Origin of the sequence: Xenorhabdus anantnagensis, assembly GCF_028598555.1 — a bacterium.
Taxonomy (GTDB): Bacteria; Pseudomonadota; Gammaproteobacteria; order Enterobacterales; family Enterobacteriaceae; genus Xenorhabdus; species Xenorhabdus anantnagensis.
The window spans coordinates 1-16,481 of the sequence record NZ_JAQRFN010000023.1 but is presented as its reverse complement, the minus strand read 5'-3'; the positions used below and the strand labels follow the sequence as shown (position 1 = coordinate 16,481).

At 46.1% G+C, this 16,481-nt stretch carries 11 protein-coding genes; 2 read left to right on the top strand and 9 right to left on the bottom strand.

The annotated features are described in order from the left end of the window. Positions 1-14 precede the first annotated feature (14 nt). Both PSI14_RS15250 and malM read left to right on the top strand, forming a co-directional pair. Positions 15-1,292, top strand: coding sequence for a maltoporin (locus PSI14_RS15250; RefSeq protein ID WP_273576686.1), 1,278 nt, complete (start codon positions 15-17; stop codon positions 1,290-1,292). After that, entirely contained in the window at positions 1,292-2,296 is a 1,005-nt protein-coding gene (malM, locus tag PSI14_RS15245) for a maltose operon protein MalM (RefSeq protein WP_273576685.1), read from the top strand. The genes PSI14_RS15250 and malM overlap by 1 nt, the downstream gene beginning before the upstream one ends. A gap of 780 nt (positions 2,297-3,076) precedes the next feature. On the opposite strand, the gene rpoC is transcribed toward malM, so the two are convergent. The 9 genes from rpoC to PSI14_RS15200 all read right to left on the bottom strand — a co-directional run. After that, entirely contained in the window at positions 3,077-7,300 is a 4,224-nt protein-coding gene (rpoC, locus tag PSI14_RS15240) for a DNA-directed RNA polymerase subunit beta' (RefSeq protein ID WP_273576684.1), read from the bottom strand. A gap of 148 nt (positions 7,301-7,448) precedes the next feature. Further along, positions 7,449-11,477: a DNA-directed RNA polymerase subunit beta gene (rpoB, locus tag PSI14_RS15235; RefSeq protein WP_273576683.1), complete on the bottom strand. Its 4,029-nt coding sequence runs from the start codon at positions 11,475-11,477 to the stop codon at positions 7,449-7,451. Positions 11,478-11,859: 382 nt separating this feature from the next. Beyond that, on the bottom strand, positions 11,860-12,225 hold the full coding sequence (gene rplL, locus PSI14_RS15230; RefSeq protein ID WP_273576682.1) for a 50S ribosomal protein L7/L12: 366 nt from the start codon (positions 12,223-12,225) through the stop codon (positions 11,860-11,862). Positions 12,226-12,288: 63 nt separating this feature from the next. Then, positions 12,289-12,786, bottom strand: coding sequence for a 50S ribosomal protein L10 (rplJ, locus tag PSI14_RS15225; RefSeq protein WP_273576681.1), 498 nt, complete (start codon positions 12,784-12,786; stop codon positions 12,289-12,291). Between the two features lie 336 nt (positions 12,787-13,122). Then, positions 13,123-13,824, bottom strand: a complete 702-nt coding sequence (gene rplA / locus PSI14_RS15220; protein ID WP_273576680.1) for a 50S ribosomal protein L1 — start codon at positions 13,822-13,824, stop codon at positions 13,123-13,125. A gap of 3 nt (positions 13,825-13,827) precedes the next feature. Then, positions 13,828-14,256 carry a 50S ribosomal protein L11 gene (rplK, locus tag PSI14_RS15215; protein ID WP_273576679.1) on the bottom strand — a complete coding sequence of 143 codons (429 nt, stop codon included), beginning with the start codon at positions 14,254-14,256 and terminating at the stop codon, positions 13,828-13,830. A gap of 207 nt (positions 14,257-14,463) precedes the next feature. Beyond that, positions 14,464-15,009, bottom strand: coding sequence for a transcription termination/antitermination protein NusG (gene nusG, locus PSI14_RS15210; protein WP_092519796.1), 546 nt, complete (start codon positions 15,007-15,009; stop codon positions 14,464-14,466). Positions 15,010-15,012: 3 nt separating this feature from the next. Next, positions 15,013-15,396, bottom strand: a complete 384-nt coding sequence (gene secE, locus PSI14_RS15205; RefSeq protein ID WP_273576678.1) for a preprotein translocase subunit SecE — start codon at positions 15,394-15,396, stop codon at positions 15,013-15,015. Between the two features lie 336 nt (positions 15,397-15,732). Further along, the coding region (locus tag PSI14_RS15200) for an elongation factor Tu (RefSeq protein ID WP_273576677.1) at positions 15,733-16,481 on the bottom strand (749 nt) is incomplete at its 5' end.

Sequence of the window (16,481 nt, the reverse complement as noted above, 5' to 3'; positions counted from 1 at the left end):
ACAGGAGAATCATTATGCGTATATTGTCTCTCTCATTGGCTATGCTAACTAGTTTATTATCCATGCAGGCTATTGCTGTTGACTTCCACGGCTATGCCCGTTCAGGCATTGGCTGGACAGGTAGTGGCGGTGATCAGAAATGTTCTAAGGCCACTGGGGCGCCGAGTAAATACCGCCTCGGCAACGAATGTGAAACCTACGCTGAACTTAAACTAGGGCAAGAATTATGGAAAGATGGGAACAAACGTTTCTATTTTGATACCAATTTAGCCTACTCCGTCAGTCAGGAAAAAGACTGGGAAGCCACCAATCCCGCTTTACGTGAAGCAAACGTAAAAGCAACCAATATCATTGACTGGCTGCCCAACTCAACACTGTGGGCTGGTAAACGCTTTTATCAGCGTCACGATATACATATGATCGATTTCTATTACTGGGATATTTCCGGCCCCGGTGCAGGTTTGGAAGATATTGATCTCGGTTTTGGCAAACTGTCTCTTGCCGTTACCCGTAATACAGAATCCGGTGGCTCTCATGGTTGGATCGCCGGCAAAAAAAATGAAACCCCAACCTCTAATGATGTTTTTGATATACGACTAGCAAACTTACCTGTCAATGCCGGAGGCACATTGGAATTTGGCATTGATTATGGGCGTGCTAATGCACGCAAGGGATATCAGCTTGATAACAAGGCATCCAAAGATGGTGTGATGCTGACTGCCGAACATACTCAAAGTATGTTAGGTGGTTTCAACAAATTTGTCTTGCAATACGCAACTGACGCAATGATCTCCAACAATAATGGTCGTTCCGAAGGAGCCAATGTAGACAACAACGGGCATATGCTGCGAGTTATGAATCATGGTGCAATCAACCTCGCAAAAAAATGGGATCTCATGTATGTCGCCATGTATCAAAACATTGACCGCGACAATAACAACGGTAACACATGGTACACCGTAGGTATCCGCCCAATGTACAAATGGACACCAATAATGAGTACCCTGATGGAAGTGGGTTATGACAATGTCAAATCTCAGCGTACTAAGGCAAACAACAACCAGTATAAGATCACTCTGGCTCAACAGTGGCAAGCTGGCGACAGTATCTGGTCACGTCCTGCCATTCGTTTATTTGCCACTTACACCAAATGGAATGAAAAATGGGGTTATGCCGATGACAAATCCGGTTACGTCAGTGGTGTAGCTTACCGTGATACACCAGCACACCGATTCAGTCGTGGGAACAATGATGAATTTACGTTTGGTGCCCAATTTGAGGCTTGGTGGTAATGAAAAAGAAATTACTCTCACTTTGTCTCAGTGCTCTACTCTGCAACATGATTCCTATAGCGAGTTATGCCGCATCAGATATCGCTCTGTCTGATACAACAGAATCCCATTCTGTAATAACTCATAAAGCAGGAGTAGATCCAGAAACAACCAACGCTATCGCGCCAACTTTGTCTTTGCCCACTTTGCAGAAACTACAGTGGCAGCCAATTAACACTCATGGCACACAGACTATTATTCTTAATAGCACGTCACAGCAGCTTAATAACGGGAATATTCGCGGAGCGATAGCTGCATTTGCTTTACCCGCCAATCAAGGTTCATTGGAAATCACTCTGAACAGCCTGATAAAAGATAAGCAGGTATACTCACCGAATGTTTTAGTGCTTGATGAACAACTCCATCCCGCTGCCTTTTATCCAAGTCACTATTTTCGTTATCAACAACCGGGCATTATGTCCACGGATAGGCTTGAGGGTGTATTAAAGCTAACACCTGCATTGGGGCAACAGCGAATTTATTTGCTGATTTATACCACCCGTTCAGATTTACAAACTTCAACACAAATGATCGATCCTGCTAAGGCTTATGCTAAAGGAGTGGGTAATTCTATCCCGAATATTCCAGATCCGAACGCACGTCATACAGAAACAGGAACATTAACGCTAAAAGTAAAATCAGAACGCGATGCAGGCAATATTCTGATTGGTCAGGTATTTTCTACCTCTACTTCTACAACTACGTCCAAACCGGTCACAGTCGGTTCTACACAGGCAATATCTGCACCTGTAATAACAGCTCCTACTGCTATCCCTCACTCCATCATATCGCCTACAGTTAAACCTGTACTGAACGATACGGAACAATATTTCAATGACGCCATCAAGAAAGCCATTAGTCATGGCGATATAGATAAGGCATTGAAACTATTGGATGAAGCGGAGCGCCTTGGCTCACCAACTGCACGGGAAACTTTTATCAAAACGATAAAAAGTAAGAAATAATTTTCAATTATTAAAGGGTTATAGTTATATTTATTTTTGGAACTTTACAGGCTATAACCCTATCTTCCTGACAACATTTCATTACTATTAGTGTATTTACTTAAAATAATCCATAATCCCTTTTTTATTAAGGTAATTTTTTATTTTTCCCCGAAATTTATAAATAAAACAAACCAATATTGATAATAATAATATATTGAACAAAAACCTCATCATCATTGCTGAAAATATAATGAGGAGTAAAATACTTATAGAAAGTAATGAAATAGTGATATTTTTAACTGAAATCTTAAATATCCAAGCTAAAAACTTGAGAGTATATTTTATGATTTTATAAAATATTTCAAATATTGTAAAAAAGAAGTCTACCAATATATCCATAACTATAATCCTATATAAATCGCTAATGTTATACCCTTCGTCTTTCAAGTTGCCTCTTTGTTGGCTACGCACCTTGAAATCCATGGAGTATATTATCTTAAGTGCTTTAACTGCTATTTGTTAAATTGCTATTTATTAAGTTGCTATTTTTCAATATAAATACGATTGAGTACCATTCACTCATAAGAAATATTTTTGTCTCAATACCATTCACGGCAAAACACATCATAGGAAAAAATCAAAGGAAAAATAAAGCATATCACGATGAGGTGGTTTTTATTAATTTTAGCGTGTTTTCAGCAACAAGATCTTTTCTACCCGATAAAAAAATGCCCTCTACAAAGAGAGGGCATTTCACGATTAGCTATACATAATTAGCTGTACGTACTTACCACGATATTATTCGTTATTGCTGCTACCAAAACCTGCATTCAACAATTCAGCAAGGTTTGCAGTGGCTTCGTCAACACTAACTTGTGGTGCTTCAACCACTTCGTTTTCGTGACGACGACGGATGCGATCCTGATGGTAAGCATAACCTGTACCCGCAGGGATCAGACGACCAACGATAACGTTCTCTTTCAGGCCACGCAGTTCATCACGTTTACCTGCAACAGCTGCTTCAGTCAGTACGCGGGTTGTTTCCTGGAACGACGCCGCAGAGATGAAGGATTCTGTTGCCAGTGATGCTTTGGTGATACCCAACAGATCACGATGGAAGATAGCTGCTACTTTACCATCCTGCTCCAGTTTACGGTTTGCAACTTTAACACGTGCGTATTCGACTTGCTCACCTTCAAGGAATTCAGAGCTTCCCGTGCTCGCGATAGTTGCTTTACGCAGCATCTGACGAACGATAACTTCAATGTGTTTATCGTTAATCTTAACGCCTTGTAGACGGTAAACTTCCTGTACTTCGTTAGTGATGTAACGAGCAACCGCGTGAACACCACGCAGGCGCAGAATGTCATGTGGAGATTCTGGGCCATCGGAGATCACGTCACCACGTTCAACAACCTCACCTTCGAATACGTTGAGCTGACGCCATTTAGGGATCATCTCTTCGTAAGCATCACCGCCATCCAATGGACTGATTACCAGACGGCGCTTACCTTTAGTTTCTTTACCGAAGGAAACAATACCGCTGATTTCTGCCAAGATAGCAGGCTCTTTCGGACGACGAGCTTCGAACAGGTCCGCAACGCGTGGCAGACCACCGGTGATATCTTTAGTACCGCCAGATTCCTGAGGAATACGCGCCAATGTATCACCCGCGGAGATGGATATACCATCTTCCAGCTGAACAATCGCTTTACCCGGCAGGAAGTACTGAGCAGGCATATCAGTACCTGGGATCAGAACATCATTACCCTGAGCGTCAACGATTTTCAGTGCTGGACGCAGGTCTTTACCGCTACCGGTACGCTCTGCACTATCCAGAACCACCAGTGAAGACAAGCCGGTCAGTTCATCCGTCTGACGGGTAATGGTTTGACCATCAACTATGTCAGAGAACTGGATAATACCGGATACTTCACTCACAACTGGCATGGTATGTGGATCCCAGTTCGCAACGGTTTCACCGCCGGTTACTGTCTCACCATCACCTTTCGCCAATACCGAGCCGTAAGGTACTTTATAGCTTTCTTTGGTACGACCGAAATCGTCGATCAGACGCAATTCGGTATTACGAGAAGTAATAACCAGTTTGCCTGCTGAGTTCGTAACGAATTTCGCGTTGCTCAGTTTCAAATGACCTTTGTTACGTACCTGAATGCTGGATTCTGCTGCCGCACGAGATGCCGCACCACCAATGTGGAACGTACGCATCGTCAGCTGTGTACCTGGCTCACCGATTGACTGTGCCGCGATAACACCAACAGCTTCACCTTTATTGATCAGGTGACCACGAGCAAGGTCACGACCGTAACACTTAGCACAAACACCGAAGTCAGTTTCACAGCTTACTACGGAGCGTACTTTCAAGCTGTCAACGGAGTTTTCTTCTAACAGATCACACCATTTTTCGTTCAGCAAGGTGTTACGTGAAACCAGAATGTCCGCTGTGCCTGGTTTCAGAACGTCTTCAGCCGTCACACGGCCCAATACACGTTCACGCAGTGGTTCTTTAACATCACCACCTTCGATAACCGGAGTCATCATGATACCGTCGTGAGTACCACAGTCATCTTCAGTCACGACCAAGTCTTGAGCAACGTCAACCAGACGACGAGTCAGGTAACCGGAGTTCGCGGTTTTCAATGCGGTATCCGCAAGACCTTTACGAGCACCGTGGGTTGAGATGAAGTACTGGAGTACGTTCAGACCTTCACGGAAATTCGCGGTAATTGGGGTTTCGATGATGGAACCATCTGGAGTTGCCATCAGACCACGCATACCCGCCAACTGACGGATCTGGGCAGCAGAACCACGCGCACCTGAGTCGGCCATCATAAAGATGTTGTTGAAAGAAACCTGCTGCTCTTCTTCACCGTCACGGTTAATAACAGTTTCAGTAGACAGGTTTTCCATCATCGCCTTAGCAACACGTTCGTTCGCCGCAGCCCAGATATCGATAACTTTGTTATAGCGTTCGCCAGCAGTTACCAGACCTGATTGGAACTGTTCCTGAATTTCGGCCACTTCTGCTTCTGCTTCCGCGATGATGCCTTCTTTCTTCTCAGGAATTACCATGTCGTCGATACCTACGGAAACCCCGGAACGGGCAGCGTAAGCAAAACCGGTGTACATGGTCTGGTCAGCTAAGATAACGGTTGGTTTCAGGCCCAGTATGCGGTAACAGGTGTTCAGCATTCTGGAAATTGCTTTTTTACCCAGCGCCTGGTTAATCAGTGAGTATGGCAGACCTTTCGGTACAATCATCCACAGGATGGCACGACCGATAGTCGTATCAACCAGACCTGTGTTGACAGTTACATTGCCTTCACCGTCTTTCACTTCTTCATGGATACGAACTTTGACACGAGCGTGCAAAGAAGCCAGACCTGCGCGGTAAACACGCTCTGCTTCTTTAGGACCGCTCAGAACCATGCCTTCGCCTTTCGCGTTAACACAGTCACGAGTCATGTAGTACAGACCCAATACAACGTCCTGAGATGGAACGATGATTGGTTCACCACTCGCAGGAGACAGGATGTTGTTGGTAGACATCATCAACGCACGCGCTTCCAACTGGGCTTCCAGAGTCAACGGTACGTGAACAGCCATCTGGTCACCATCGAAGTCGGCGTTATAAGCCGCACACACTAATGGGTGCAACTGGATCGCTTTACCTTCAATCAGGACCGGTTCAAATGCCTGAATACCCAGACGGTGAAGAGTCGGTGCACGGTTCAGCAGAACCGGATGCTCACGGATAACTTCATCCAAGATATCCCATACAATGGCTTCTTCACGCTCAACCATTTTCTTGGCTGCTTTGATGGTCGTCGCCAGACCACGCAATTCCAGCTTGCCATAAATGAATGGCTTGAACAGCTCCAGTGCCATCTTCTTAGGAAGACCACACTGATGCAGACGCAGGTATGGACCTACGGTAATTACAGAACGGCCTGAGTAGTCAACACGTTTACCCAGCAGGTTCTGACGGAAACGACCCTGTTTACCCTTGATCATATCTGCCAAGGATTTCAGAGGACGCTTGTTGGAACCCGTAATCGCACGACCACGGCGACCGTTGTCCAGCAATGCATCAACCGCTTCCTGCAACATACGTTTTTCGTTACGTACGATGATATCTGGCGCAGCCAGATCCAACAGGCGCTTCAGACGGTTGTTACGGTTAATGACGCGACGATACAGATCATTCAGATCTGATGTAGCGAAACGACCACCATCCAGTGGAACCAGTGGACGCAAATCCGGTGGCAAAACTGGCAGAACGTTCAGAACCATCCACTCTGGCTTGTTACCAGACTGAATGAAAGCTTCCAGCAGTTTAATACGCTTGGTCAGCTTCTTACGCTTGGTTTCAGAGTTAGTCTCGTTCAGCTCTTCACGCAAGTTTTCACATTCGTTTTCTAATTCGATGCTTTTCAGCAAAGATTGGATTGCTTCTGCACCCATTTTTGCATCAAATTCATCACCGAACTCTTCCAGTGCGTTCAGATACTCTTCTTCAGACAGGATTTTTCCACGCTCAAGATTAGTCATACCACCTTCGACAACAACATAGGATTCGAAGTACAGTACGCGTTCAATGTCACGCAGAGGCATATCCAGCAGCAAACCGATGCGGGATGGAAGAGATTTCAGGAACCAGATGTGGGCGGTCGGAGATGCCAGCTCAATGTGTCCCATACGTTCACGACGAACTTTAGTTTGGGTTACTTCAACGCCACACTTCTCACAAATCACACCACGGTGTTTTAAACGTTTGTATTTACCACACAAACATTCGTAATCTTTTACTGGCCCGAAAATACGCGCACAGAAAAGACCGTCACGCTCAGGCTTGAACGTACGGTAGTTAATGGTTTCCGGCTTTTTTACTTCCCCGAATGACCACGAACGGATCATATCTGGAGAGGCCAGAGCAATTTTGATCGCATCAAACTCTTCGGTCTTGGTTTGCGCTTTCAGAAACTTCAATAAGTCTTTCACGAAATGGCTCCTGTCGGAGTTAGACCTGTTAGGTGAGTGGCCCATGCCACTCCCCTCTATAACCAGTATAACCACTGGGACCAGTGCAACCACTGGCTGGTAAACCGCCCGACATTTTCATGCCGGACAGTACCAGCGGGAAAACGATTTATTCGTCTTCCAGCTCGATGTTGATACCCAACGAACGGATTTCTTTCAGCAATACGTTGAAAGATTCCGGCATGCCTGGTTCCATCTGGTGGTTACCATCCACGATGTTTTTATACATCTTGGTTCGACCGTTAACATCGTCGGATTTAACTGTGAGCATTTCTTGCAGGGTGTACGCCGCACCGTATGCTTCCAATGCCCACACTTCCATCTCACCGAAGCGCTGTCCACCGAACTGTGCCTTACCACCCAGCGGCTGCTGAGTAACCAGACTATAAGAGCCGGTAGAACGGGCGTGCATCTTGTCATCAACCAAGTGGTTCAATTTCAGCATGTACATGTAACCGACGGTTACTTGACGCTCGAATTGTTCACCTGTACGGCCGTCGAACAAAGTGATCTGACCGGAAGTCGGCAAGCCACCCAGTTTCAACAACTCTTTGATTTCGGTTTCTTTTGCACCGTCAAAGACAGGCGTTGCGATAGGCATACCTTTTCTCAGGTTTTCTGCCAGACGCATTACTTCTTCGTCGGTGAAAGTGTTCAAGTCAACTTCTTGACGAGTATCATCACCCAGATCATAAGCTTTCTGGATAAACTCACGCAGTTTGGTAACTTCTTGCTGCTGTTTCAGCATTGCATTGATCTTGTCACCAATGCCTTTTGCCGCCATACCCAAGTGAGTTTCCAGAATCTGACCGATGTTCATACGTGATGGTACACCCAGCGGGTTCAGTACGATGTCTACTGGTGTGCCGTTTTCATCGTAAGGCATGTCTTCGATCGGGTTGATCTTGGAGATAACACCTTTGTTACCGTGGCGACCTGCCATCTTGTCACCAGGCTGAATCTGACGTTTCACAGCCAGATACACTTTGACAATTTTCAGCACGCCAGGTGCCAGATCGTCGCCTTGGGTGATCTTACGGCGTTTAGCATCCAGTTTTTTCTCGAACTCAATTTTCAGTTCGTCATACTGTTCTGCCAGCTGCTCCAGCTGATTCTGTTTTTCTTCATCAGCCAGACCCAGTTCCAACCAACGCCCACGAGGAAGTTTAGCGAGTTTTTCCGCTTCAACACCGCCGGCAACCAGTACAGAGTGGATACGAGCAAACAGGCCAGCTTCGAAAATTTGCAGTTCTTCTGTAAGGTCTTTCTTAGCCTCACGCAACTGCATCTCTTCGATTTCCAACGCACGCTTGTCTTTCTCTACACCATCACGGGTAAAGACTTGTACGTCAATAACAGTACCAGAAACACCATTTGGTACGCGCAGTGAGGAGTCTTTCACATCAGACGCTTTCTCACCGAAGATCGCACGCAGCAGTTTTTCTTCTGGTGTCAGCTGAGTTTCACCTTTTGGTGTCACTTTACCAACCAGAATGTCGCCACCTTTCACTTCCGCACCGATATAAACGATACCGGATTCGTCCAGTTTAGACAGCGCAGCTTCACCCACGTTAGGGATGTCAGCAGTGATCTCTTCAGGCCCCAGTTTGGTGTCACGAGACACACAAGCCAGTTCTTGAATGTGAATGGTAGTGAAACGGTCTTCCTGAACAACACGTTCAGATACGAGGATGGAGTCCTCGAAGTTATAACCATTCCATGGCATGAATGCCACGCGCATGTTCTGACCCAGAGCCAGTTCACCCAAGTCGGTGGATGGGCCATCAGCCAGTACGTTGCCACGTTCTACCAATTCGCCCAAAGAAACACATGGCATCTGGTTGATACAGGTGTTTTGGTTGGAACGGGTATATTTGGTCAGGTTATAGATATCAATGCCCGCTTCACCCGCGTACATTTCATCTTCATTAACCTTGATTACAATACGGGATGCGTCAACGTACTGAACCATACCGCCGCGTTTAGCAACAGAGGTTACACCGGAGTCAACCGCTACCGCACGTTCCATGCCTGTTCCGACCAGCGGCTTATCAGCACGCAGAGTTGGAACTGCCTGACGTTGCATGTTCGCACCCATCAATGCACGGTTGGCGTCATCGTGTTCAAGGAATGGGATCAGAGAAGCACCGACGGACACGATCTGTTGTGTCGAAACGTCCATGTACTGAACCTGATCACGGTTGAACAAGCTGGATTCATCGTAATGACGGCAAGTGATCAATTCTTCAACGAAGTGACCTTCTTCATCCAATACGGTGTTCGCCTGTGCAATGACATAGTTACCTTCTTCGATCGCAGACAGATAATGAATTTCATCAGTCACTACACCATCACGAACTAAGCGATAAGGCGTTTCAAGGAAACCATACTCATTGGTACGCGCATAAACGGACAATGAGTTAATCAGACCGATGTTTGGACCTTCAGGCGTTTCGATTGGACATACACGACCGTAGTGAGTTGGATGTACGTCTCGAACTTCAAAGCCTGCACGCTCACGGGTCAGACCGCCTGGACCCAACGCAGAAATACGGCGTTTATGGGTAATTTCAGACAGTGGGTTGTTCTGGTCCATGAACTGGGACAACTGGCTGGAACCAAAGAACTCTTTCACCGCCGCAGAAATTGGTTTGGCGTTGATCATGTCCTGAGGCATCAGAGTATCCAGATCGCCCAGAGACAAACGCTCTTTCACTGCACGTTCTACACGAACCAGACCAACGCGGAACTGGTTTTCGGCCATTTCACCAACGGAACGGATACGACGGTTACCCAAGTGGTCGATATCATCGACTTCACCTTTACCGTTACGGATATCGATGAGCTTCTTCATCACATCAGTGATGTCTTCTTTGCTCAGGATACCAGCACCTTCAATCTCTTCACGATCCAGCGAACGGTTGAACTTCATACGACCAACCGCAGACAGATCATAACGATCTGCAGAGAAGAACAGGTTCTCAAACAGGTTTTCTGCGGCTTCGCGTGTTGGTGGCTCACCCGGACGCATCATGCGATAGATTTCAACCAATGCGTTAGTACGATCATTGGTCGGGTCAACACGCAGAGTTTCGGAAATGTACGCACCGTGGTCCAGATCATTGGTAAACAGGGTCTCGATAGATTTGTGACCGGACTGACTCAAACGTGCCAGCAGATCCAAAGAGAGTTCCATGTTAGCAGCACAGATGATTTCACCTGTGTTCTGGTCAATGTAATCTTTTGCTACAACTTTACCCGCGATATATTCAACAGGTACCTCAATACGGTCTACCTGATCTTTTTCTAACTGGCGGATATGACGAGCTGTGATACGGCGGCCTTTTTCAACATAGACCTTGTCGTTTGCTTCGATATCAAATGAAGCAGTCTCGCCACGCAGACGTTCTGGTACCAGAGCCATCTGCAATTTATTGCCACGAATTTCGAATACGGTTTTGTTGAAGAACAGATTTAGAATGTCTTCAGTAGAATAATTCATCGCACGCAGAATAATCGAAGCCGGCAGCTTACGGCGGCGGTCGATACGCACAAACAGGTTATCTTTTGGATCGAATTCGAAATCTAACCATGAACCACGGTAAGGGATAATACGTGCGTTATACAGTACCTTACCGGATGAATGGGTTTTACCCTTATCGCTGTCAAAGAAAACGCCTGGGCTACGATGCAACTGAGATACGATAACACGCTCAGTACCGTTGATAACGAAAGTACCGTTATCAGTCATGAGTGGAATTTCACCCATGTAGACTTCTTGTTCTTTGATGGCTTTAACTGTGCCTTCTGGCGCTTCGCGCTCATAGATCACTAGGCGCAGCTTAACGCGCAGCGGTGCTGAATATGTCACACCACGGATCTGACACTCTTTAACATCAAAGACAGGCTCGCCAAGACGGTAGCTTACATACTGCAACTCAGAATTGCCGTTGTAGCTCTGAATTGGAAACACTGAACGGAAGGCCGCTTCCAGTCCATTCTGGCCTTCAGGATCTTGCTCGATAAACTTCTGGAACGAGTCAAGTTGGATAGAAAGAAGGTATGGAACATCCAAAACTTGTGGACGTTTACCAAAGTCCTTACGAATACGTTTTTTCTCGGTATAGGAGTAAACCATAGGGTTCCTCAGCTCGCTGACAAGTGACCCACTCTGCCCGCCCTTGAAGGACAGCGCTCTGCAACACTATTTTTTCGAACAGAAAATAGAATATTTTCCGTAATACTCATTGCTATTACTCTTAAATCATTTCATTGCGTTACCTTACTACCGAGCTACCCGAGTGGATCGTAGCTGAGAACGCAGTATATTAAGGCGTCAATAGGAAAAAGTATTCTGGGTTCATTAGTAGCCAAACAGTGTGAAATGCTACTAACTCCCTACATAATGCCTTTCAGGCAATATGGCTGTAGGCAATGCCCTTACAGCGCAAAAAGGCTGGCGATTAAAAAATCGCCAGCCGCCAGCCTTAATGAATCAGGCTGCGAACTTCAAACAGATCTTACTTGATCTCAACAGAAGCACCTGCTTCTTCCAGAGATTTTTTCAGAGCTTCAGCGTCGTCTTTGCTGATGCCTTCTTTCAGAGCTGCTGGTGCGCTTTCAACCAGATCTTTAGCTTCTTTCAGACCCAGGCCAGTTGCGCCACGTACTGCTTTGATTACAGCAACTTTGTTAGCGCCAACGCCAGTCAGGATGACGTCGAATTCAGTTTGTTCTTCAACAGCTTCAGCAGCAGCACCCACTACAGCTACAGCTGCAGCAGCAGAAACGCCGAATTTTTCTTCCATCATGCTGATCAGTTCAACAACGTCCATTACAGACATTTCTGCAACTGCGTCCAGAATTTGTTCTTTAGTGATAGACATAACAAGTGTTCCTAAAATTCAGAAAAAGTTTATACGTTAAAAAGCAACGAAGGAAATAGACAATTAAGCTGCTTCTTTCTGATCGCGTAGCGCAGCCAGAGTGCGAACCAATTTGCCTGCAGAGGCTTCTTTCATGGTTGCCATCAGGCGTGCGATTGCTTCTTCGTAAGTTGGGAGTGTTGCCAGACGATCGATATTTGATCCTGGGATAAACTCACCTTCAAAGGCTGCCGCTTTAATCTCGAATGCTGGGTTCGCTTTCGCGAAATCTTTAAACAAGCGAGCAGCTGCGCCCGGATGTTCAAAAGAGAAAGCAATCAAGGTTGGACCAATAAACGCTTCTTTCAGGCACTCATACTCAGTACCTTCAACAGCACGACGCAGCAAAGTATTACGTACAACACGTACGTTAACGCCAGCTTCACGGCATGCTTTACGCAGTTCAGTCATTTTATCTACGGTAACGCCACGAGAATCCGCAACAACCGCAGACAGCGCACCTTTGGCTACTTCGCTGACTTCAGCAACAATCGCTTGTTTGTCTTGAAGATTTAGTGCCATTAGCTTCTTGCTCCTGGATTAACCGGGAAAACCCGGAACTCACTTCACTCAAGGCACAAAATGTGCATGAGCGCTAAAACACGGTGAGCAGAATCCAGAAAATAAATTTCATTTGGCTCTGTCACCGTCTACGCAGGATATTAAGTAATTACTTACGCCTGCGGTCTTGGACGGGGCTTGGATTAGGCCAAGCTCCAACCGAAAACTTGTTATTTGCCGATACAGCCTTGTCTTTCAAAGGTTGTGTGTCATAGAGCACACTATCAGGCAAATTTGAAGCGTCAGATTTTAGACAAATCTGACGCTAAGGTAAAGCGTTATTCTCAGCTTAAATAATTAAGCTGATGCGTTCAGACCAGACTGGTCGACCGCAACACCTGCACCCATGGTAGTAGACAGGCTAACTTTCTTGATGTAAACGCCTTTAGCGGAAGCTGGTTTAGCTTTTTTCAGCGCAACCAGCAGAGCTTCCAGGTTTTCTTTCAGTTTGTCAGCGTCGAAGTCAACTTTACCGATAGTGGTGTGGATGATACCGTTCTTGTCGTTACGGTAACGAACCTGACCTGCTTTAGCGTTCTGTACAGCTTCAGCAACGTTAGGAGTTACAGTACCCACTTTCGGGTTTGGCATCAGACCACGTGGACCCAGGATTTGGCCCAGCTGGCCAACAACGCGCATTGCATCTGGAGATGCGATAACTACGTCGAAGTTCATCTCGCCTTTCTTAACCAGTTCAGCCAGATCTTCCATACCTACCAGTTCAGCGCCAGCAGCTTTAGCCGCTTCAGCGTTTGCGCCCTGAGCAAATACAGCAACACGTACTGAACGACCAGTACCGTGTGGCAGTACAGTTGCACCACGAACGTTCTGGTCAGATTTACGAGCATCAATGCCAAGATTAACAGCTACGTCAACGCTTTCTACAAACTTAGCAGTAGCCAGTTCTTTCAGCAGAGCAACAGCTTCGTTGATGTCATATTGTTTAGTTGCATCAACTTTTTCACGGATAGTGCGCATGCGCTTGGTCAGTTTAGCCATTGATTAATCCTCCACTACCAGGCCCATGGAACGAGCAGTACCTTCGATTGAACGCATCATCGCGTCAACGTCAGCACCAGTCATGTCCGCAGCTTTAGTTTCAGCAATTTCACGAACCTGAGCGCTGGTTACTTTACCAACTTTATCTTTGTTCGGTTTGCCGGAACCAGATTTGACGCCTGCTGCTTTTTTCAGCAGAACAGCCGCTGGTGGGGTTTTAGTAACGAAAGTGAAAGAACGGTCTGCATAAACAGTAATAACAACTGGAATTGGCAAGCCTTTCTCAATGCTTTCAGTTTTAGCATTGAACGCTTTACAGAATTCCATAATGTTAACACCCTGCTGACCCAGAGCTGGGCCAACTGGTGGGCTTGGGTTAGCCATACCAGCTGCAACTTGCAGCTTAACGTAGGCTTGTACTTTCTTAGCCATTATATTTCCTCTGTGTGGGTGTTATCGCCTCAAAATGAGGCTCCCCTGACAATTTAGGCCCCGTCTAAAAGACCAAGCCACTTAAAATATTACCTAAATTACCTAGGAAACATCATCTAAAATGACACCTAGATAAAAACAAAAGGCGCGAAATTGTATGCTAATTTCACACCCTTTGCAAGCAGAGCAGCTTAATTAAGCGTCAGATCAGGCTTTCTCTACCTGACTGAAATCCAGCTCAACTGGTGTAGCACGACCAAAGATAGAAACCGATACTTTCAAACGGCTCTTCTCGTAATCGACTTCTTCCACCACACCATTGAAGTCTGCAAACGGACCATCGCTGACTCGAACCATTTCTCCTGGTTCGAACAGAGTTTTTGGCCTTGGCTTATCACCAACCTGTTGAAGACGATTCATGATCGCATCAACTTCTTTATCGCTGATTGGTGCTGGGCGGTCAGAAGTGCCACCGATAAAACCCATTACGCGAGGTACACTACGAACCAAATGCCAAGTCGCATCGTTCATTACCATCTGTACCAAGACATAGCCCGGGAAGAATTTACGCTCGCTTTTACGGCGCTGACCACTGCGGATCTCAACAACCTCTTCTGTCGGCACCATCACTTCGCCAAAAGAATCTTCCATCTCTTGTAATTTGATATGTTCACGCAGAGATTGAGCGACGCGACCTTCAAACCCAGAAAATGCCTGGATGACATACCAACGCTTTTTTGGGGATTCAGACATTTTTTAAAACCTCAGGCCTGTAATAAATGAAACTAAACGCACCAGAATACCATCAAGCCCCCACAAAATAAGAGACATGACAGCCGTCACAACTGCAACAATCAACGTTGTCTGCAGTGCTTCCTGGCGAGTTGGCCAAATGACTTTACGCATTTCAATGCGGGCTTCACGGGCAAATGCTAATGCAGATTTACCTTTTACAGTCCACAATGCAACTGCTCCTGCAAGGGCAGCAATAGCAACCACGGCTATCGCGCGCAGAGGCAGGTTATACTCTCGGTAATAGTAATTACCCACAATAGCAACCACCAGCAGCACTGCTACCAATAGCCATTTTGCTATATCAAGACCACGCCCGCTTTGTTGAGCATCGCTATTCGCACTCATAAACCAACCTGTAACTCTATGTAAGTAACTATGATGTAAATAGATAGCCAGCTTGCCTCGCAAGAGCAAAACAAATCAGACCGAACCCAAAGATAATTGTAATTGTATCTGACTCGGCGCCATAATTCAGTAGGACTTTTATACCTTAATGATATTTAAGTCCACCCGTTGTATCAGAGCCTATCTCACCAATAATTAAGAATAGCAATCAAATAGCAATTTATCTGCCATCAAATGGCTAATTATGAGCAAATATTGATGAGATAGGTTCTTCTTAAGACAACGTATAAAAAGGGCATCTGTCGATGCCCTTCCAAAATGAACACATTAAAAAAATTATGCGATCACTTTAGCAACAACACCAGCGCCTACAGTACGGCCGCCTTCACGGATGGCGAAACGCAGACCGTCATCCATTGCGATTGGGGCAATCAGGTTAACGATCATGTTAATGTTGTCACCTGGCATGACCATCTCAACGCCTTCTGGCAGTTCGATAGTACCGGTTACGTCAGTAGTACGGAAGTAGAACTGTGGACGGTAACCTTTGAAGAATGGAGTATGACGGCCACCTTCATCTTTGCTCAGGATATACACTTCTGATTCGAACTGAGTGTGTGGGTGGATAGAACCTGGTTTCGCCAGAACCTGACCACGCTCAACGTCATCACGCTTAGTACCACGCAGCAGAACACCAACGTTCTCACCAGCACGGCCTTCGTCCAGCAGTTTGCGGAACATTTCAACGCCAGTACAAGTGGTTTTCGTGGTTTCTTTGATGCCCACGATTTCGACTTCGTCACCAACTTTAACGATACCACGCTCTACACGACCGGTTACAACCGTACCACGACCGGAGATGGAGAATACGTCTTCGATTGGCAGCAGGAATGGCTTGTCAATGTCACGCTCTGGTTCTGGGATGTAAGAATCCAGCGCTTCAGCCAGTTCAATGATCTTCGCTTCCCACTCTGCTTCGCCTTCCAGCGCTTTCAGAGCAGAACCACGGATGATTGGAGTGTCGTCGCCTGGGAAATCGTACTGAGACAGCAGCTCACGTACTTCCATTTCGACCAGTTCCAGCA